Here is a 19,572-nt window from a genome sequence, read left to right as displayed (position 1 = left end):
GCCGACGTGAACGAGAACGACACCGTGGACGACGACGGCGACCTCCAGATCAGTGGCCCGGTGCAACTCCGTCGCGAACGTTGCGCCACCACGACCGCCGACCAGCGCCTCCTGGACCGGCGCGGCCCCACCGACTGGGTGCACACCGACCCGTGGCGCGTGATGCGCATCCAAGGCGAGTTCGTCGACGGCTTCGATGCCCTCTCGGAGATGCCGAGGGCGGTCACGGTTTTCGGTTCCGCCCGAACGGTGCCGCATTCGCCGGAATACCGATTGGGTGAGGAGCTGGGCGCCGCGCTGGTGCACGCAGGCTATGCCGTGATCACCGGGGGCGGGCCGGGGGCGATGGAGGCGGTCAACCGTGGGGCCAGCGAGTCCGGCGGCTATTCGGTCGGTCTGGGCATCGAGCTGCCGTTCGAACAGCGGCTCAACCACTGGGTCGACCTGGGGATCAACTTCCGCTACTTCTTCGTCCGCAAGACCATGTTCGTCAAATATGCGCAGGCGTTCGTGTGCCTGCCCGGTGGCTTCGGCACCCTGGACGAGCTGTTCGAAGCCTTGACCTTGGTGCAGACCCGCAAGGTCACCGCGTTTCCGATCATCCTGTTGGGTGTCGACTACTGGTCGGGCCTCATCGACTGGATCCGCAACACCATGCTGGCGGAAGGAAAGATCTCCGAATCCGACCTCGACCTGATCCACTGCACCGACAGCGTCACCGAAGCAGTGGACATCATCGTCGCGTCAGCAGATTAGCGAGGTCGCCCTCAGTCGTGCTCCGCTTCGTAGCGCAGGAGGACCGTGCCGCAGGGAAAGGTGCGGTTCTCCAACAGTCGCAACGAGATCCATGCCGGCAGCGTCGGGAAGAACGGGGTGCCGCCGCCGACTGCGGTGGGCACGAGCACGATCCGGTACTCGTCCACCAATCCGGCCCGCACGACGGGCGCGGCGAGCGTCGCGCCGGCTATCTCCAGATTGCCGTCGGTCTCGGCTTTGAGCTTCGACACCACCGCGACGGGGTCGCCGCGTTCCAGACGGGAGTTCCAGTCGACCGAATCCAGCGTGCGCGAGAACACGACCTTCGGCATGTCCCGCCAGATGCGGGCGAAATCCACGATGAGCGGGGTGGCATCCGGTTCCTTGTCGGCGGTCGGCCAGTACGCGGCCATCAGCTCGTACAGCCGCCGGCCGTAGAACGACAGCGCCGTCTCGCGCTCGAAGTCGTTCCAGTACTGGTGCAGTTCCTCGCTCGGTTCGGACCAGTCGATGCTGCCCTGTGCGTCGGCGATGTATCCGTCCACCGACACGTTGAAGCCATAGATGAGTCTGCCCATGTAGATCAGACTGCACCCGACGGCGAAATTCATCGGCCAGGAGCGGGACGAGTCTCAGCCGAGAAGCTCCACCGACCTCTGGAGATCGGCCACCAGGTCGCGGTAGGCGGCGTCACGGTCGGGCGGTGGCAGGCGCAGGATCGACGAGGGATGCGCGGTGGCGATGGCCACGGTGTCGTGGTTCGGCACGGTGTCGGCCGGGAGCGACAGGGTCTCGCCGCGATGCTGGGTGAGCCGAAAGTCGTTGCCCAGGAGCGACTGTGCTGCCGTCGCGCCGAGCAGCACCACCACGTCGGGTTCGACGGTGCGCAGCTCGGCCAGCAGCCACGGTCGGCAGGCGACCACTTCGGTTCGGTTGGGCTTCTGGTGGATTCGGCGCTTGCCGCGATCGGTGGCCTTGAACTTGAAATGCTTGACCGCGTTGGTCACATACAGCCGGTCGCGATCGAGCGCGGCGTCGCCGAGTGCGCGGTCGAGAAGGCGGCCGGCCGGCCCGACGAACGGTTGACCGCGCCGGTCCTCCACGTCACCTGGTTGCTCGCCGACGAGCATGATCGCGGCCGCGTCGTCGCCGACGCCGAACACCGTCTGCTGCGCGTGCTGGTACAGCGCGCAGCCGTGGCACACGCCGGCCGCCGTGCGCAGCGCCGGGATGTTGAGCTCGCGGGGGAGATAGTCTGCCGCGCTGGTTTCGGCCATGCGGGTGTTTACCCCGCACGCCGCCGCGCCAATCGCGCCGCCCAGCCGACGCGGCGCCCGGCTACCGGAGGGACTCGGCGCGCTTCTTGACGCCGTCGGTCATGCCCCCGAAGCCCTTCTTCAGGGCGCGGCCCAGCAGGCCGGCGACGATGGGAGACACCGGGCCGAACAACTGGAAGTGCGAGTCGTAGCGGGTGCGGCCGTCGGGCAGCGGGGTCAGCCGGTGTGAGCGCTCGCTGCGCAGCAGTCCCAGCGGGGCGGGCTTCATGTTGTAGCTGAACTCGACGCCCGGGGTGAAGGTGTTGATGTATTCGCGCTGCTTCTTGGGCGGACCGATCAGCACCACCTTCATGTCGATCGGGCTGCCGGGTTCGAACGTCGACGAGCACTCGATGCAGAACGGATTCCACTCGCCGTAGCTGGCCCCGTCGGTGAGGACCTGCCAGACCACCTCGGCCGGTGCGTCGATCTCTACTGACCTGTCAATCGCGAAACTCACAGACACACCGTACGGGAGAGGGTGTACAGCTGCCGACAACTGTCCACTCAATAGGCGGGACGCAGCGCGGCGCGCTAGGCGGCGCGAGATCCTTCCTTCGAGGCTTCGACGCTGATGTTCTTGATCATGCCCGTGAAAATGATGCCGTGGAACGGCATCAGCGCGTACCAATACAGCCGTCCGGCAAGGCCTTTGGGAAAGAAGATGGCACGCTGGTGCAGCCGGGTGGTGCCATCGTCACGGGAGTGGAGTTCCCACTGCAGCCAGGCTCGGCCCGGCGTGCGCATCTCGGCGCGCAGCCGCAGCAGATGCGGCCGCTCGATGCGTTCGACGCGCCAGAAATCGAGAGCGTCGCCGGTGTAGAGAGTGTTCGGGTTGCGCCGGCCGCGGGCCAGGCCGACGCCGCCGGTCAGTACGTCGAGCCAACCGCGGACCGTCCAGGCGAGTGGAAACGAGTACCAACCGCGTTCGCCGCCGATGCCCTCCACGACGCGCCACACCTGGGCGACGGTGGCGTCGCAGTCGATGCTGCGGTCGTCGGTATAGATGGCGTCGCCGGTCCAGCTGGGATCCGACGGCAGGGGGTCGGCCGGGGCACCGGTCGGCGAGGCGTTGGCCCAGGTGGTTTCGACTTCGCCGTCCTCGATGCGGCGCAGCGCCAATCTAACGGCGTCGCGGTATCCGGTCGTGCCCCCGGGCGGCGGTGGAATCACCTCATCGATGTCGTGCTCGGTCACCACGGAGTCGGTGCTCAGGGACTCGATCAGAGCGCGGCCGATCCGCGGAGGCACCGGAGTCACCAGCCCGATCCACAATCCGGCGAGTTTCGGGGTGAGGACCGGCAGGACCACGATTCTGCGTCTCGCCAGCCCCGCGACTTCGGCGTAGATCTGCATCATCTCCCCGTAGCGCAGGACGTCGGGTCCACCGATGTCGTAGGTGCGTGAGCGCGGCACCTCGGCCGTGGCGGCGGCCAGCAGGTAGTAGAGGACATCGCGTATCGCGATGGGCTGGATGCGGTTGTTGACCCAGCGCGGCGTTGTCATCACGGGCAGCCGGTTGGTCAGGTGGCGGATCATCTCGAAGGAGGCCGAACCGGAACCGATGACCACGCCCGCCTGCAGCACGACCGTCGGGACACCGGAGTCGATCAGGATTTCCCCGACCTGGCTGCGTGACCGCAGGTGCGACGACAGCCGGTCGGATTCGGTGTGCAGGCCGCCCAGGTAGACGATGCGTTTGACGTGGGCGGTGCGCGCGGCAGCAGCGAGATTCTCTGCGCTGGTGCGTTCGGCCTCGGTGAACTCTCCCGGGTTACCCATCGAATGCACGAGGTAGTAGACGATGTCGATGTCGCGGCACGCGTCGCCGAGCGTGGCCGCATCGGTGAGGTCACCCTGCACCACCTCCACGTCGGCAGCCCAGGGCACGTCACTGATCTTGTCCGGGTTGCGCGCCAGCACGCGCACGCGGTGGCCGGCTTCGATGACACGCGGCACCAACCGACCGCCGATGTATCCGGTGGCCCCGGTAACCAGCACGCGCATTGAAGTCGCGGATTGCTTCACGTCTGTCACACACTCTCCTCGGTAACTGCTTCAGCTCAACTGCCTAGGACATTTCCCGAGAATGCCCTGTTTTACCCAGTGATTCGGAGGCCTGCCGCGCGCGGATGGTCGGCAATCGATGACAGATTTGTTTATCCCGAGCGCGGACGGGGCATTCGCTGCGGACATGCCGCATGTGCGGCGTCCGTCTTGGGAAGGTCAGACCACGTGACGATCGATTACGACAGCCCGCAGCAGCTGGCTCGTACGCCGCAGCAGGTCAATGAATTCATCTGCATCCGTTGCATTCACGTCCGTGAGCTCAGCGAGTTGACAGCTGACCCATCGCTTGGGCACGTCTGTCGCGAATGCGCGTGATCAAGGTCGGCCGACTCGGGCCACCCGCGCTAGCCTGGCGACCATGTCCAGCACGTTTTTCGACAACCCCGTCGTCCGCGCGCTCAACAAGGCGGCGGTCGGTCTGACCAGCGTGCCCGTCCTCGGCGACATCGTCGGCCGCAGCCTGGTCGAGATCCGCTACACGGGCCGCAAATCGGGCCGTAGCTTCCAGACCCCCGTCAACTACCGGCTGTCGGGCGACGACGTCGTCATCAGCGTGATGGCCCCGGACTCCAAGAGCTGGTGGCGCAACTTCCTCGGCGAGGGTGCCCCCATCACGCTGCTCAAATTTCGCGGCGCCGACCGTTCTGGGCATGCGATCTCGACGCGTGACGACAAAGGTCGGGTTACGGTGCGGGTCCAGCTCGACTGAGCCTCAATCTGCGGCGGAAGTGGCATGATCCGGTTGTCCACATCCGCAGGAGGCGAGAACGTGCCGCTGGCTCACCGTGAGGCCGAGGACCAGGTGTCCATTGCCTGACGAACTGAGGGCCATCGATCTCGCGGACGACCCGGGTGCCGCAGGTCTGGTGATCGGGGTCGGAGACCCGGCCGGTGATGACGCCGAGTTCTGGCTGCAGCAAGCGACTTTCACGCTGGTCGACCGCCCGTGTGCGGACCGCAGAACCGTGCAGGTGCCCGATGTGGACGCCGCACTGGAACAGATCGCCGAACGGGTCGCCACGTGGCCGCAGACCGCCGCGGTGTGCGACGACGTACTACGGACATTCGACCCCGCGGCGGCGACGTTCGCCGGGGTGATCACCGAATCACTGGCGTATTCGACGCTGCAGTCCGGCCAGGAGTTCGCGCGCTGGCTGGCCGAACGCGGACCGAAAACCGTTCCGCTACTCCCGGATCCGGTGGTGTCGCACCGGGACGGTGACACTCTGCACGTCGCGTTCAACCGCCCCCAGCGGCACAATGCGTTTTCCACCGACGCGCGGGCGGCACTGCTTGAGGCGCTGGAAGTCGCGCGCTTGGACCCCTCGGTGACGGGTCTGGTGCTCACCGGCAACGGTCCCTCCTTCTGCAGCGGCGGAGACCTCGCCGAATTCGGGACATTCGACGACCCAGCGTCGGCGCACCTGGCCCGCACGCGCTTCAGCCCGGCCCTGGTGCTCGACGAGATCACCGCGCGCTTGGGCCCGGCGTGCCGGGCCGTCGTGCACGGCCAGGTGCTGGGCAGCGGGCTGGAGATGGCCGCGTTCTGCGGGCGGGTGACCTGTCACCCCGACGCCACCCTCGGCCTGCCGGAGCTGGCGTTGGGTCTGATTCCCGGAGCCGGAGGGACGGTGAGCATCACGCGGCGGATCGGCCGCTGGCGCACAGCGTATTTGGTGCTGTCCCGGGCGACGATCGATGCGGTGACGGCGCAGGACTGGGGCTTGGTCGATGCGGTCAGCGCGTGAGTGACGAGGCGGCGCGGGACTGGTCGGCCAGTGGGCTGGCCGCGCTGACGGGTATGCCGGGCGGGCCACCGGACGTCAGTCGCGCGGCGGTGCTGGCTCGGGCGCGGACGGTCGCATCCGAGTTGTCCGGCAGACTTGGTATCGAGATCGATGCGGCGGAGCTTCTCGCGGGGCGGGCCGCGCTGGCGGGGCTGCACCGGCAGGGCCGGATCAGCGCCGGCGGCGCCACGCGGCTGATCGCGGGTCGCGACGGTTGGTTCGCCCTGACGCTGGCCCGGCCCGATGATGTCGCCGCGGTACCGGCGCTTCTCGAATCCGACGTGCCCGGCGATCACCCGTGGCCGGCCATCATCGAGTGGGCCGGTCGCCGCCGGGTCGCCGATGTCGCGGAGCGTGCGCGTCTGCTCGGTCTTCCTGTCGGCGTGCTGGGGGAGACGACCGCCGCCGCCCCGGTGGTCCGGCGACACGGCAACCGAAAGCCGTTCCGGGACTACGGCCGGCTGCTGGTGGTCGACCTGTCCTCGATGTGGGCCGGCCCGCTCTGTGGACAGCTGCTGTGTCGCGCCGGCGCGACAGTGATCAAGGTCGAGAGCCCGTCGCGGCCGGACGGCACCCGGCAGGGGGAACGACGATTCTTCGACTGGATGAACGCCGGAAAGCTCTGTTATGCCGTCGATTTCGGCCAGCCCGACGAGCTGCGGCAGTTGTTGTCCGTCGCCGACGTGGTGATCGAGTCGTCTCGTCCCGATGCGCTGACCCGCCGAGGCCTGGGCCCGGACGATGTTCCGGCGCGGGACGGCCGGGTGTGGCTGCGGATCACCGGTCACGGCACTGAGGGGGAGCAGGGTCACTGGGTCGGATTCGGCGATGATGCCGCGGTTTCCGGGGGCCTCGTCGGCTCCGACCCGGCGGGCAGCGGACCGGTGTTCTGCGGTGACGCGATCGCCGATCCACTGACGGGGATGCACGCCACACTGGCGGTGGCGGGGTCGCTGCGGCGCGGCGGTGGTGAAGTCGTCGAGATCGCCCTGGCAGCAGTGGCGGCGGAATACGCCGCGCTACCACTGACGAGCGGTGCGAGCGTAGGTCCGGTGGCCGAACCGGTGGCGCCCGCGCTGTCGTCGCGGGCCGGCGAGCTGGGCACCGACAACGCGCGGGTGCGGGGCATCGTGCAGGAAAGGGCTTGCCGGGCATGCTGATTCAACGAGCTACGCTGCTCGACGGTCGGACCGTCGATATTCGGCTGGGCCGGCGCATCGAGGCCATTGCCGACAACCTCGAGCCGATCACCGGGGAGGACGTTCTCGACGCGGCCGGTGGCACCGTCATCCCCGGACTACACGACCATCACGTCCACTTGCGTTCGGCGGCAGCGGCGTTGACGTCGGTGCGGGTCGGTCCGGGGGAGGTACGCAGCCGTGACGCGCTGCGTGCGGTCTTGGGGCAGGCCGCCGTCGGCGCGGACGGCTGGATTCGCGCCGTCGGCTATCACGAGGTTGTCGCGGGTCCGCTGGACCGCGCTGTGCTCGACGAGCTTTCACCGAACGTGCCTGTGCGTGTCCAGCACCGCAGCGGGGTGCTGTGGACCCTGAACTCCGCGGGTCTGACGGCTGTCGGCCTGCCCGACCACCCCGACGGCCGGCTGCGCAGCGCGGACCCGGGCTGGACGCATGCGTTGCAGCGCAGCGACGCCGGACTCGGCGAGATCAGCAGGCGCCTCTCGGCATTCGGTGTCACCGGTGTCACCGACGCGACCCCCGACCTCACCGCTGAGGATGTGATGGACTTCGCCGAGGCCCGCCGGCATGGCGAACTGCGCCAGCGCGTCGAAGTCCTGGCACCCGCCAAACGCATTCTGCACGACGACGATCTGGACCTCGAGGCGCTGGCCGGCTGGATCACGGCACGGCACCGTCAGGGCGGAATCGTTGCACTGCACTGTGTTACGGCCGCGCAGCTGGTCGTCGCGATTGCCGCGCTGCGGCAGGCGGGTTCCCGGGCGGGGGATCGCATCGAGCACGGCGCCGTCATTCCCGATGACTGCCTGGCCGACCTGCGTGGCCTCGGCGTGCTGGTGGTGACCCAGCCGAACTTCATCGCCGAGCGCGGCGCGCAGTACCTCACCGACGTACCCGCGGACGAGCATGGCCAGCTGTGGCGGGTGGCGTCGCTGTGTGGCGCGCGGATACCCGTCGCGCTGTCGACCGATATGCCGTTCGGGGACGCCGATCCCTGGGCGGCGATGCGCGCCGCGGTTCACCGCAGGACGCCGTCGGGCGCCGTGCTGGGGGCGGATGAAAGCATCGATGCCGCAACGGCATTGGGGATGTTCCTCGGCGCACCCGCGCAGCCGGACGTGCCTCGGGAGCTGACGGTGGGAATGCCGGCGGACATGTGCCTGCTGGCGGCGCCACCGCGAGACGTTCTGGCTGCGCTGGACGCCTCGCTGGTGGCTGCGACCGTGTACGACGGTGCGGTGGTGTATCAGGCGGGCTAGTGCGCCGGCTCGAGAACCTCGTCGTCGAGCACTCGGCTCAGCAGGTCCTGGCGGGCTTCGACGTACTGCGTCTTCAAGGTTTCGACCAGTTGCGCGACGGTCAGGCGTTCCTTGATGCTGCCCACGCCCTGACCGGCACCCCAGATGTCCTTCCACGCCTTGGCGTCGGTGTTCCCGCCCGAGCCGAAATTCATTGCCGAGGCGTCGGATTCGGGCAGGTTGTCCGGGTCGAGACCCTGGGCGACGATGCTGCCGCGCAGGTAGTTGCCGTGCACGCCGGTGAACAGGTTGCTGTAGACGATCTCGGATGCCGTGGAGTCGACGATCATCTGCTTGTACTCGGGCACCGCGTTGGCTTCGTCGGTGGAGAGGAATGCCGAACCGACATAGGCGAAGTCGGCGCCCGCGGCGAGTGCGGCCAGGATGGACCGGCCGTGGGCGATGGCGCCCGACAGCAGCAGTGGACCGTCGAACCACTCGCGGATCTCGCGGACCAGCGCGAACGGGGACTGGGTACCGGCGTGGCCACCGGCGCCGGCTGCGACGGCGATGATGCCGTCGGCACCCTTGTCGATGGCCTTGTGCGCAAACTCGTTGTTGATGATGTCGTGCAGGACGATGCCGCCGTAAGAGTGCACCGCATCGTTGATCTCGGGACGCGCCCCGAGCGAGGTGATCACGATCGGGACCTTGTGCTCGACGATGACGCTCATGTCGTGCTCGAGGCGGTCGTTGGAGCGATGCACGATCTGGTTGACGGCGAACGGCGCGACGATGGCGTCGGGATTCGCGAGGGCGTAGGCGGCGTTCGACTCCTGGATCTCATCCAGCCAATCGCCGAGCAGGCTGGACGGCCGGGCGTTGAGCGCGGGGAACGAGCCGATGACGCCGGCCTGGCACTCCGCCTTCACCAGGTCGGGCCCCGAGCACAGGAACAACGGTGACGCGACCACCGGCAGGGACAGGCGCTGTGCGAGGACGGGAGGCAGACCCATGGTGGTGATAGCCCTTCGAATCGGAGACCGGGTTTGGACGGGACTCTAGTGGCGCTGGAGTGGTTATGCAACTAGTGGCATAATCGGCGGCGGGTGGATGTTCTCGCGTTGCCCGCTGATTCGAACATGTTGGAAATCAGTCGTATCAGGGAAGCGCCGACCGCCGGTCCCGGCTTCCGGCGCGCTTTTATGCAACAGATTGGATAACCGTCGTGACAGGACTGCTGCCGCCGCGCTGCGCCGGCGGAAACCGCACGGGACTTACGATCACGCCATGTCGCTGCAATTCGCCATCCTGACCGCGCTCACGGAGCGGGCATCGACGGGTATCGAACTCACCCGCCGGTTTGATCGGGCATTCGGCTACTTCTGGCCGGCGACGCACCAGCAGATCTACCGGGAGCTCGACAAGCTCAAGACCTCCGGGCTGGCCGAGGCCTCGACGCCTGATCGCCCTGAGCGCGGTCAGCCCAAGCGCTTCAGCATCACGCCCGCGGGACGGGCGGCGCTGGGCGAATGGCTCTGTGGCATCGATGATCCCGCGCCGGAGCGGATGTCCATCGCCGTGCGGGTGCGTGCCGCCGCGGCGCTCGGCGAGACCGGGGCCGTGCGCGCCGTGATCGCGCACCACCTCGCCGCGCATGAAGCGATGTTGGCCAACTACCGCGAGATCGATGCCCGAGATTTCGCGGCCCCGGTCGCCGACGCCGACGTGTTGCGGCACCTGGTGTTGAAGGCGGGCCTGCGGACCGAGCAAGCCTGGGTCGACTGGTGTCGCGAGGCGCTGGACGTGCTGGACAGGCTCACGTCGTCCGGTGACGGCGCCTGAGGGTTACGGGACGTTGGTTCCGTCGTCCTACAGATACATGCCTTCCGGCGGCTCGGCGCGGTAGCGACCGGTGCCCAACTCGGCGAGCAGCGCCGCCGTGCTGATGGCTTCGCCGTTACCGGCGAGCAGAGCACGGCGGACGATCTCGCGGATGTCGCTGCCGCTGGTGTGCTCGGGCAGGGCCGCGGCCACCGCGGCCGTGTTGACGTCCGCCCCTCCGGGCAGGTCGCCGAGCAGCACCGACAGGATGCGGGCCGCACCGACGCGGTCGGGGTAACCGACCTCGACCACCGAGTCGAACCGGCCGGTGCGGATCGCCGCCTTGTCCAGAGTCGCGACGTCGTTGGTGGATGCCAGCGTCAGGATGCGGGCGTCGGGGGCAATATCCATCGCCTGCAGCAGCTCCGACAACCCGCCGCCGCCGACGGAACGATCCCGGCACCACAGGTCGACGTCTTCGAGCACCAGCAGCACCGGGCCGCCCAGACGCTGAGCCTCCTCGACGACGACCGTCAGCAGGTCCGCTCCGGCGCGGGCCTCGACATAGATCACGGTGAAATCGCCGACGACTTCACTGGCCGCGACAGCACTCACCGCCGACTTCCCGGTACCGGGCGGACCGCACAACAGCACGCCGCGGCGGGCTCCCAAGCCGTGGGCGTTGAGCAGGCCGTGGCGATCGCGAACCGCCGCGATGCCGAGGTCGACTTCGGTCCACACTGATTGGGGCACAATCACATTCGATCGGCTGACAGCCGGCGGCAACTCGATCACCGTGAGCTGCAGACCATGCGCGTTGGTGGCGCGCAGCGCGCGGCCCCGGTACGGGTTGAGCGCGTTGGCACGCTCTGCGAGCCTGTCGAGCAGCACGCGGGCCTCGGCCTGATGTGCGGGCATCACGTAGACGCTGACCTCGGCCGAGTGGTTGAACGACTCGCGGGTTTCGATCTTGATGACGCACCCGGCCTCGGGCAACAGGGACCCAGCGGGGAAGTGCACACGCAGGCTCAGCGGGTGGCGGTACTGCCGCTCGCCGATCTCGGTTTGCGTCCACATCGGGGGATGCGAGTACTCGCCGGGGCCGACCAGACACACCTGCTCGTGCTCAGTGATCCACTCACCGAGTGCCAACGCCGTGGTCAACCGGGCCACGGGATTCAGATCGCGGGTTTCATCGATCAGCTGACCGCAGTCGCTCACCCCGAGCGCACGGGCGGTGAACCGGTCGGCGGTCTCGGCCCTGTCGAGGTTGGAGACGCCGGCAAGCAACTCGCCGAGTGCATGCAGGGTCACACGCGCCATCGGGTGCACGTCGTTCAGCCACGCCGCGACATCGCTGATCGGCCGGCGACCCGTGCGGTCGTCGTCGGCGAATTCGGTTGCCAGTTGGGTTATTTCGTCGTTCGTCAGAGTCATGATTGGTGATGTGGGTCGGAAACAGGGCAGTCGGACAGAATGGCACGCTGCCGAGGCACCGTCAACGAGTTTTCGCCGCCGCTACGCGGTGGGCTTCTGCCACACGAGCAGATAACGCCAGAAGAGCAGGCGCCGCACGTAGGCACCCGGAAGGAGAATCGCGGCCTGCGCGGCGACTTCGCGCGTCGTCAGCGGTGGGTCGAGCACCACCGGCATCACGTCGTGGTCAGGCGTCTTCGCGAACCCGCTGCCGGTTCCCAGCAGTCGCTCGGCGCGAAACCGGACACCGAGCGCGCGATGGGCGAGCGCGGCGCCGAGCTCATACGGCCACTCACGCCGCAGGTCTGTCCGCGGCAGCGCGATGGCCGCGAGCACACCACCGGGCCGAAGCGCGTCGGCCAGCCGGGGCAGCACCGCATCGAGCCGCATGTGGTGCAGTGCGCTGATGGACACGATCGCGTCGTAGTCGGTTGCCGGCAGCGCGTCGGTCAGCACGTCGGCCTGAATGCAGTTCACATTCGTCGGGGCCCGGCGCTGCGCTTCGGCGATCATCACCGCCGAGCGATCGACCGCGTCGACGTGCGCACTGCGCTCGGCGAGCTGGACGGCGAATCCGCCGGCTCCGCAGCCGACGTCCAGGACTCGTTGGCACCGTGACGGCAGGAGCTGCAGCAGCCGGCGCTGGTAGTAGGCGTTGTGGTCCCAGTCGAGCTGGCTCCGGGCGTCGGCCACCGCCGGCGTCACGCGCGCGCGGTGACCCGAACCGGGATGGGGCCTTTCGCGACCGTTGTGTAGGGCGATTCGAGCGGGAAGTCGTCGTGGAGCGACTCGATGCGGTTGGACCGCACGATGGTGGCCAGCGCGAGCGTCGTCACCAACATCGCGAAGTGTTCACCGATGCAGGACCGCGGCCCCGCGGCGAACGGGATGAACTGCCAACGGTCGCGGGTCTTGGCGTTGTCGGGGCTGAACCGGTCGGGGTCGAACGCCAGCGGGTGATCCCACAACGTGGGGTCCCGGTGCACGGCACTGATGCCGATGGCCACGATGCTGCCGGCTTCGACGCGATGGCCGTCCACCACGATGTCCTGCATCGCCGTCCGGCCGACACCGGCCGCCGGCGGGCACAGCCGCAGCGACTCGTTGAGTACCTGGGCGGTGTAGGCGAGCCGGGGCACGTCGTCGGGGGTCAGCTCCCGATCGCCGATCGCGGCGACCTCGGCCGCGACCCGGTCCTGCATCGCGGGATTGCGCCCGAGCTGCCACAAGGCGTACGTCAGCGTCGTCGCGGTCGTGTCGTGGCCGGCCAGCATGAAGATGAGCAGGTCGTTGCAGATGTCGTCGTCGGAGAGCTTCTGGCCGGTATCGGGGTCCGAGGCCGCGAGCAGTGCCTTGACCAACGGTGCATCGCGGTCCGGGTTCGCGCGGCAGTCCTGCAGGACCGCCATGGTCATCTTGCGCATCCGGGCAACCGCGGCGCGAGCCCGACGCCGTCCCAGCGTCGGCAGCCACTGCGGCGCCTTGATCGGCCGCAGGGCGCGATCGGCCGTATAGCGCGAGGCCACGTGCATGTTCTCGGCGATGGTGTTGCTGTGCTCGTTGATGTCGAGACCGAGAATCGAGTAGCCGAGGGACCGCATGGCGAGCCGGCGGCATTCGGTGTCGAGGTCGACGTGATGCGCGTCGCGCCAGTGGTCGGCGATCGCCTGCGCGGCCTGGGACATGTGGCCGCCGAAGCGGTCGACGTGCTGCTTGGTGAAGACCGGCTGCAGGGCGCGCCGGCGCGGCGGCCAGGCCTTGTTGGGCAGGACGAAGAGATTGTCGCCGACCACGTTGCGCACTTCTTCGTGGATCGTGGAGCGTTCGGCGAGGTTGTCGGAGCGACCCAGCACGTCGCGGATGCCGGCCGGCGACGTGACGAGCACGATGGGCGGCGCGACGCGCTTGGGTACGACGGCGATGCGACTGACGGGCCCACCGGCCTCGCTCAGCCGGACCAGCCCGGTGTGCAATTGCCGGGTGGCGATCAACTGCCGTAACGGCAGCGGATTCTTCGGCGCGAGCGGCAGCGTGCCCACGTCGCGGGCGTCGATGGTTGCAGTCATGTCAATAAAGAATTATGCCGCGCCAGGGGCGCGCGGTCGAGTGATTCGACCGGCAGGTATCGCAGTCACGGGTATGAATCAGTCATGAGCAACCACGTGAACCTCACCCCGCAGGAAAACGAACTGATCGCCGAGAGCCATCCCGAGGCGTTGGCCCGGATGGATTCGAAAGCACTCAAGGAGCTGCAGCGCAGGCTGCGGCAGGCGCGTGAGAAGAACTTCAGTTTGTTGCGGCGTCAGGGTGCGGCGCGGGTGGAATCCGAGGGTGGCCGGGGCGCCGCGCAGCCCGCCAACGAAAAGCGGGGCGAGAAGGTCGACGTGTTCGACGAGGCGCTCACTCGGGTGAGCGAGCGCCTCGAAGCCGTCGGCGACAACGAGTAGTCACCCGGAACGCGCCCCGGCGCGAAGCCGTACCTCTGGGCCCTGGCCGGCGAGTGACTTTTGGCCATAGCCCCGGGCAGTCGACGCCCGTACCGTTGAAGGTGTCGGGAATTGCACCTTCGTCTGGAGCGGACATCATGACCGAATTATCTCCTCGCCCATACATTTTGGTCGGCATCGACGGATCAAGATCATCGCTGGAGGCGTTGCTGTGGGCCATCGGCGAGGCGCAACTGCGCAACCTGCCGCTGCGCCTGGTCCACGCCGTCGACTACGGCAATTTCGTGATGGGATTCAATCCGGGTGCTTCCGAGAGCTTCTTCAAGTACGTGGAGACGTCGGGACAGAACTTCCTGAACGAGGCCGCGGAGCGTGTTCAGGCACTCGCCCCCGAGGTGGAGGTGTCCGTCCACAACCTGGTCGGCCGCCCGGCGCAGCTGCTGGAGGAGCAGTCGAGGGATGCGTTCCTCACCGTTGTCGGATCGAGTGGGCTGCACGGGTTCACGGGTCTGCTCGCGGGGTCGGTGGCGGTGGCGCTGACCGCGCACGGCCACAGTCCCGTCGTTGTGGTCCGCGCGCCCGGCGCACACGCCGGAGGGCCCGTCGTGGTCGGTGTCAGCGGCGCGCCCGACAGCGAGGAAGCAATCGGCTGGGCCTTCCAGGAGGCGTCACTGCGCGGGGCGAAACTGCTCGCCGTTCTCGTATCGAGTTATGTCCCAGCCTATTTCGACTACATCGAACCGACATGGGAAGAGCTGCCGGGCCCGGCGCGGGAGGACCAGCAGGCGATGTTGCTGGCTGAACGGCTGGCGGGGTGGCAGGAGAAGTTCCCGGAGGTCGCGGTCCGCCGCGTGGTCGCCGCCGGCCATCCGGGGCACGTGCTGCTGGGCTATGCGCAGCGCGCGCAGCTGATCGTCACCGGGACCCGCGGCCATGGAAACGTGGCCGGGTGGTTCCTCGGGTCGACGAGCCACCGGCTGGTGCAGCATGCCGAGTGCCCGGTGCTGGTCGCCCGGCCGCAGGCCCGGTAGTCAGATCGTTGCTGAGGTGCAGGGGGCCGTTCGCGGCCGCCTGCACCTCAGGTATTTCAGACCCGTGCGACGAGCACAGAGGGGTTGTCGGAGTTCGCGTCGGCGTGTGAGCCAATAATTTTGACGAGCTTGGCCGCTTCGCGGGCACCGACAACGACGAGGCTGATCGGTTCGGACGTCGTCTGCAGGAACCGTGCGAAACTCGTCGTGATGGGTACCGCCGTGATGTACACGTCGGGGTAGAGGTCTAGCCACACCGCACAACGGCGCAGCAGCTCCTGGCGGCCACTCATCCCGGTCTCCGGCGGACACACGCCGACCGCCACAACGGGCCGTCCACGCAGTTGCGCTTCGGCGACCGCCGCGGCGAACACATCGTGGTTCTCTTCCCAGTCATTGACCTCGACGACGATCGACCCTGCCGGCGAGCGCCGGTGCGGTGCGTAACTGCGGACCACTGCGGCCGGACACGCCGCGCCCTCGGCCACGCCCGCCGCGGTCGATCCCAGCAGCGCTTTTGCGAAACGGCCTATCCCGACGGAGCCCACACACACCATGGCGGCTCGGCGGGATTCTTCGATCAATACCGCCGTCGGGTCTCCGACTACGACGGCGGTCTCGATCTTGACGTGCGCGGCGGTGTCGTCGATGGCTGCGTGAGCCGCCCGCAGAGAGGTCCTGGCGTATTCGATGACCATTCGATCCGAGCGCTGCGGGCCTTGCACGCAACTCACCAGCCGCAGCGGGACATCTCGGGCGATGGCTTCAGCGACGGCCCAGTGAGCGGCGTAGACGGCAGCTGTCGACCCGTCGATGCCGACCACGACGGAATCGCCAGCGTGCATTTCGATCATGTTGTCTCCCGGTGGTTTTCGCGTGTTACGCAGTGGTTGCCCTGGCGTGCGGCACGGCAGATGTGTCATCGAATCCTCGCCCGGGTACGTAGCCGGAGGCGAGGGCATAAAGGCCTTTGGGACGGCGCATGAGTCACCACAGGTCAAGGGTCCCGAGCGGTGGCGAGTGATCACTCAACGAGTGACTTTCGGCCATAGCAGCGGAGGAGCCGTGCTCGTACCGTCGTGGGCATCGGACAGTCAGAGGCATCGGAGGATATTGTGACCGAATTACCGCCCCGCCCTTATATTTTGGTCGGCATCGACGGGTCGAGCTCATCGCTGATGGCCCTGACTTGGGCCGTCAACGAAGCACAGTTGCGCAACCTTCCGCTCCGGTTGGTGCACGCCGTCGACTTCGAGAGTTTTGCGCTGGGGTTCAACCCGGGTGCCTCCGAGAGCTTCTTCACGTACCTGGAGACCACGGGCCAGCGTTTCCTTGACGAGGCCCTCGATCGTGTCCAGACGCTGGACCCTGATCTGGAGGTGACGTTGACCAGAAAGGCGGGCCGCCCAGCTCGAGTGTTGATCGAGCTGTCGAAGGGCGCATTCCTCACCGTCGTCGGTTCAAGCGGACTGAACGCATTCACCGGCCTGCTGGCCGGCTCGGTGGCAGTGGCGCTGACCGCACACGGACACAGCCCGGTCGTCGTCGTCCGCGCACCGGGGGTGCCGGTGACAGGCCCAGTTGTGGTCGGGATCAGTGGGGCCCCGGACAGTGAGGATGCGATTGGCTGGGCCTTCGAGGAAGCCGCCATGCGCGGGACCGGACTGACCGCTGTCCTGGTTTGGGGCTACTTGCCGGCGCATTTCTACGATGTCCAAGGTCCCTGGAATGACCTGACCGGCCCGGCGCGTGAGGAGCAGCAGGAGATGCTGGCCGAGCGATTGGCCGGGTGGCAGGAGAAATTCCCGGATGTCGCGGTGCGCCGCGTCGCGGCAATCGGCAACCCCGGGCACGTCCTGCTGAGCCATGCCCAGCGCGCTCAGCTCGTCGTCACCGGAAGCCATGGTCGCGGCGACGCCACCGGGCTGCTGCTCGGTTCCACCTGCCACAAACTGATTCACCAGGCGAATTGCCCAGTCCTCGTCGCTCGGCCGCATGCTCGCGAGTCGACCCGATGACGAGCGCAACTCGCGAGGTGCGTGAGCCCTTGACGGCGGCGCGGCTGCGATCGGTGGACGCGTACTGGCGGGCTGCCAACTATCTCACTGCCGGCCAGATCTACCTGATGGACAATCCGCTACTGCGAACGCCTTTGGAGCATCAACACATCAAGCCCCGCCCGTTGGGGCACTGGGGCACCTCGCCGGGGCTGAACTTCACCTACGCGCACCTGAATCGCGCCATCATCGATCATGATCTCGACGCGATGTATGTCATCGGTCCCGGTCATGGCGGGCCGGCGCTGTTCGCGAACGCCTGGCTCGAGGGCAGCTACAGCCGAACACGTCCCGACATAACCCGTGATGAACGCGGCATGGCGACACTGTTCCGCGAATTCTCCTTCCCGGGTGGCGTGCCCAGCCATGTCGCACCGGAAGTTCCGGGCTCCATCCACGAGGGCGGCGAGCTCGGTTATTCCCTGGCGCACGCCTACGGTGCAGCTCTCGACAACCCGAACCTGTTGGTGGCGTGTGTGATCGGTGACGGCGAAGCCGAGACCGGTCCGCTGGCCGCCAGCTGGCATTCGAACAAGTTCATCAACCCCGTCACTGATGGTGCGGTACTGCCCATCCTGCACCTCAATGGGTACAAGATCGCCAATCCGACGGTCCTGGCGCGGATCACCGACACCGAACTCGATTGTCTACTAAGGGGATACGGGCACCATCCGATCTACGTCAGCGGCGACGACCCGCAACAGATGCATCAGGAGATGGCGGCGGCGATGGATCGCGTCGTGGCGATGATCAACGAAATCCAGACCGCCGCGCGTGCCGCGACATCCCCAGCGGCGCGCCCACAGTGGCCCATGATCGTGTTGCGGACGCCCAAAGGCTGGACCGGACCGCGGTGGGTCGACGGTGTGCCTGTTGAGGGTACGTGGCGTTCGCATCAGGTGCCCATAGCCGATGTCCGGTCTGATCCGGAACATCGCCGGCAGTTCGTCGATTGGCTGGATTCGTACCGCCCCGGCGAGCTGTTCGATGAAATGGGTTGCCCCACAGCGCTGGTGACTGACAATGTGCCGTCAACCGATTATCAGATGGGATTGAACCCGAACGCCAACGGTGGCCTGCTGCTGACACCTTTGCATTTGCCTGCTGCCCAGGAATTCGCGGTGTCAACCGTCAGGCCGGGGGACACCACCGCAGAGCCGACCAGGGTGCTCGGGCAATATCTGCGCGAAGTAATGGTGCGTAACGCCTGCTACCGCAACTTCAGACTGTTCGGGCCCGACGAGACGGCGTCGAATCGGCTCGGTGCCGTGTATGACGTCAGCGACAAGCAGTGGAACGCAGCAGTTCTGCCGAGCGACGAGCACCTGGCCCGCGACGGGCGTGTGCTCGAAGTCTTGTCGGAACACATGTGCCAGGGCTGGCTGGAAGGTTATCTGCTGACCGGGCGGCATGGCCTGCTCAACAGCTACGAGGCCTTTGCTCATGTCGTGGACTCGATGGTGAACCAACATGCCAAGTGGCTCAAGGTGAGTCGCGAACTACCGTGGCGCGCACCGATCGCATCCCTGAACTACCTGATCACGTCCCACGTGTGGCGCCAGGACCACAACGGCTTCTCGCACCAGGATCCGGGTTTCATCGATCATGTTGCCAACAAGCGCGCCGATATCGCCCGCATTTACTTGCCGCCGGACGCAAACACGCTGCTGTCGGTAGCGGCGCACTGCCTCGCCAGCCGGAGCTACATCAACGTGATCGTCGCCGGTAAGAACGACGCCCCGGTGTGGCTCACCGCGGAGCAAGCTGCGGTGCACTGCGCACGCGGCGCGGACATCTTCGAGTGGGCCAGCACCGACAGGGGTTCAGAACCTGATGTGGTGCTGGGCGGCGCCGGCGACGTGCCCACCATTGAGGTGCTGGCTGCCGCATCGATACTGCGAGAGCGCCTGCCGGAGATAAAGATCCGCGTCGTCAACGTCGTCGACCTGTTCCGGCTGCAATCCGACTCCCAACATCCACACGGCATGACCGATGCGGAGTACGACACGTTGTTCACCACCGACCGACCCGTGATCTTCGCCTACCACGGCTACCCGTCGTTGATCCACCTGTTGACCTACCGCCGACGCAATCACCGGAATATGCATGTGCGGGGGTATCTGGAAGAGGGTTCGACGACAACGCCTTTCGACATGCTGGTGCTGAACAAGATGGACCGCTTCCAGCTGGTGATCGACGCCATCGATCTGACGCCCGGACTCGACGGTCCCGCGGTACACGCACTGCGCGCAGACATGGTTGCGGCTCATGATCGCCACCGTGAATGGATCCGGACGCGCGGTGAGGATCTGCCCGAGGTCACGGAGTGGCGTTGGGAGTCGGCAACTGATTGACGGCGTCGGCGATAACT

General features: G+C 67.2%; 19 protein-coding genes. 10 read left to right on the top strand and 9 right to left on the bottom strand.

Annotation, left to right across the window (positions count from 1 at the left end; translation table 11 throughout):
* The first annotated feature begins 6 nt into the window (after positions 1-6).
* The gene (locus ACJH6J_RS01395; protein WP_244872878.1) at positions 7-756 is read left to right on the top strand and encodes a TIGR00730 family Rossman fold protein; all 750 of its coding nucleotides are present in this window, start codon (positions 7-9) and stop codon (positions 754-756) included.
* A gap of 11 nt (positions 757-767) precedes the next feature.
* Here the strand turns inward: ACJH6J_RS01395 and ACJH6J_RS01390 are convergent, their stop codons facing one another.
* From ACJH6J_RS01390 to ACJH6J_RS01375, 4 genes are all read right to left on the bottom strand, one after another.
* Positions 768-1,334, bottom strand: a complete 567-nt coding sequence (locus ACJH6J_RS01390; protein ID WP_212814210.1) for a dihydrofolate reductase family protein — start codon at positions 1,332-1,334, stop codon at positions 768-770.
* A gap of 54 nt (positions 1,335-1,388) precedes the next feature.
* A complete protein-coding gene (locus tag ACJH6J_RS01385) occupies positions 1,389-2,033 on the bottom strand; it encodes a UdgX family uracil-DNA binding protein (protein WP_212814212.1) in 645 nt (214 codons plus the stop codon).
* 61 nt (positions 2,034-2,094) lie between these two features.
* A complete protein-coding gene (locus tag ACJH6J_RS01380) occupies positions 2,095-2,532 on the bottom strand; it encodes an SRPBCC domain-containing protein (RefSeq protein WP_029118694.1) in 438 nt (145 codons plus the stop codon).
* A 74-nt stretch (positions 2,533-2,606) separates the two neighbouring features.
* Positions 2,607-4,079: an SDR family oxidoreductase gene (locus ACJH6J_RS01375; RefSeq protein ID WP_406803411.1), complete on the bottom strand. Its 1,473-nt coding sequence runs from the start codon at positions 4,077-4,079 to the stop codon at positions 2,607-2,609.
* Between the two features lie 421 nt (positions 4,080-4,500).
* Here ACJH6J_RS01375 and ACJH6J_RS01370 point away from each other — a divergent pair, with 421 nt between their 5' ends.
* The 4 genes from ACJH6J_RS01370 to ACJH6J_RS01355 all read left to right on the top strand — a co-directional run bounded on the left by ACJH6J_RS01370 (position 4,501) and on the right by ACJH6J_RS01355 (position 8,387).
* The gene (locus ACJH6J_RS01370) at positions 4,501-4,851 is read left to right on the top strand and encodes a hypothetical protein (RefSeq protein WP_406774874.1); all 351 of its coding nucleotides are present in this window, start codon (positions 4,501-4,503) and stop codon (positions 4,849-4,851) included.
* A 100-nt stretch (positions 4,852-4,951) separates the two neighbouring features.
* Positions 4,952-5,890 carry an enoyl-CoA hydratase/isomerase family protein gene (locus ACJH6J_RS01365; protein ID WP_406803403.1) on the top strand — a complete coding sequence of 313 codons (939 nt, stop codon included), beginning with the start codon at positions 4,952-4,954 and terminating at the stop codon, positions 5,888-5,890.
* 53 nt (positions 5,891-5,943) lie between these two features.
* Positions 5,944-7,089, top strand: coding sequence for a CoA transferase (locus ACJH6J_RS01360; protein WP_212814776.1), 1,146 nt, complete (start codon positions 5,944-5,946; stop codon positions 7,087-7,089).
* On the top strand, positions 7,083-8,387 hold the full coding sequence (locus tag ACJH6J_RS01355; RefSeq protein WP_212814218.1) for an amidohydrolase family protein: 1,305 nt from the start codon (positions 7,083-7,085) through the stop codon (positions 8,385-8,387). Before ACJH6J_RS01360 ends, ACJH6J_RS01355 begins: the two co-directional genes overlap by 7 nt.
* On the opposite strand, the gene ACJH6J_RS01350 is transcribed toward ACJH6J_RS01355, so the two are convergent.
* Entirely contained in the window at positions 8,384-9,382 is a 999-nt protein-coding gene (locus tag ACJH6J_RS01350) for a nitronate monooxygenase family protein (protein WP_212814221.1), read from the bottom strand. The two genes, ACJH6J_RS01355 and ACJH6J_RS01350, sit on opposite strands and share 4 nt — an antisense overlap.
* Before the next feature lie 274 nt (positions 9,383-9,656).
* Here ACJH6J_RS01350 and ACJH6J_RS01345 point away from each other — a divergent pair, with 274 nt between their 5' ends.
* Entirely contained in the window at positions 9,657-10,211 is a 555-nt protein-coding gene (locus ACJH6J_RS01345) for a PadR family transcriptional regulator (RefSeq protein ID WP_212814223.1), read from the top strand.
* Positions 10,212-10,238: 27 nt separating this feature from the next.
* Here ACJH6J_RS01345 and ACJH6J_RS01340 read toward each other — a convergent pair whose 3' ends face one another.
* From ACJH6J_RS01340 to ACJH6J_RS01330, 3 genes are all read right to left on the bottom strand, one after another.
* Positions 10,239-11,627, bottom strand: coding sequence for an AAA family ATPase (locus tag ACJH6J_RS01340; RefSeq protein WP_212814226.1), 1,389 nt, complete (start codon positions 11,625-11,627; stop codon positions 10,239-10,241).
* A gap of 81 nt (positions 11,628-11,708) precedes the next feature.
* Positions 11,709-12,371, bottom strand: coding sequence for a bifunctional 2-polyprenyl-6-hydroxyphenol methylase/3-demethylubiquinol 3-O-methyltransferase UbiG (locus tag ACJH6J_RS01335; RefSeq protein ID WP_212814228.1), 663 nt, complete (start codon positions 12,369-12,371; stop codon positions 11,709-11,711).
* The gene (locus ACJH6J_RS01330; protein WP_212814230.1) at positions 12,368-13,732 is read right to left on the bottom strand and encodes a cytochrome P450; all 1,365 of its coding nucleotides are present in this window, start codon (positions 13,730-13,732) and stop codon (positions 12,368-12,370) included. The genes ACJH6J_RS01335 and ACJH6J_RS01330 overlap by 4 nt, the downstream gene beginning before the upstream one ends.
* 84 nt (positions 13,733-13,816) lie before the next feature.
* Here ACJH6J_RS01330 and ACJH6J_RS01325 point away from each other — a divergent pair, with 84 nt between their 5' ends.
* Together ACJH6J_RS01325 and ACJH6J_RS01320 are read left to right on the top strand one after the other, a co-directional pair.
* Entirely contained in the window at positions 13,817-14,113 is a 297-nt protein-coding gene (locus tag ACJH6J_RS01325) for a hypothetical protein (RefSeq protein ID WP_212814232.1), read from the top strand.
* 137 nt (positions 14,114-14,250) lie between these two features.
* Positions 14,251-15,144: a universal stress protein gene (locus ACJH6J_RS01320; RefSeq protein ID WP_212814234.1), complete on the top strand. Its 894-nt coding sequence runs from the start codon at positions 14,251-14,253 to the stop codon at positions 15,142-15,144.
* Positions 15,145-15,200: 56 nt separating this feature from the next.
* Here the strand turns inward: ACJH6J_RS01320 and ACJH6J_RS01315 are convergent, their stop codons facing one another.
* A complete protein-coding gene (locus ACJH6J_RS01315) occupies positions 15,201-15,989 on the bottom strand; it encodes a universal stress protein (RefSeq protein WP_244872880.1) in 789 nt (262 codons plus the stop codon).
* A 270-nt stretch (positions 15,990-16,259) separates the two neighbouring features.
* Here ACJH6J_RS01315 and ACJH6J_RS01310 point away from each other — a divergent pair, with 270 nt between their 5' ends.
* Both ACJH6J_RS01310 and ACJH6J_RS01305 read left to right on the top strand, forming a co-directional pair.
* Positions 16,260-17,162, top strand: coding sequence for a universal stress protein (locus tag ACJH6J_RS01310; RefSeq protein ID WP_212814777.1), 903 nt, complete (start codon positions 16,260-16,262; stop codon positions 17,160-17,162).
* On the top strand, positions 17,159-19,555 hold the full coding sequence (locus ACJH6J_RS01305) for a phosphoketolase (RefSeq protein WP_212814238.1): 2,397 nt from the start codon (positions 17,159-17,161) through the stop codon (positions 19,553-19,555). Before ACJH6J_RS01310 ends, ACJH6J_RS01305 begins: the two co-directional genes overlap by 4 nt.
* Positions 19,556-19,572: the final 17 nt, after the last annotated feature.

It is taken from the genome of Mycobacterium sp. SMC-18 (assembly GCF_045310895.1).
Taxonomy (GTDB): Bacteria; Actinomycetota; Actinomycetes; order Mycobacteriales; family Mycobacteriaceae; genus Mycobacterium.
The sequence above is the reverse complement of the archived record's forward strand: the minus strand, read 5'-3'. Positions and strand labels throughout refer to the sequence as shown.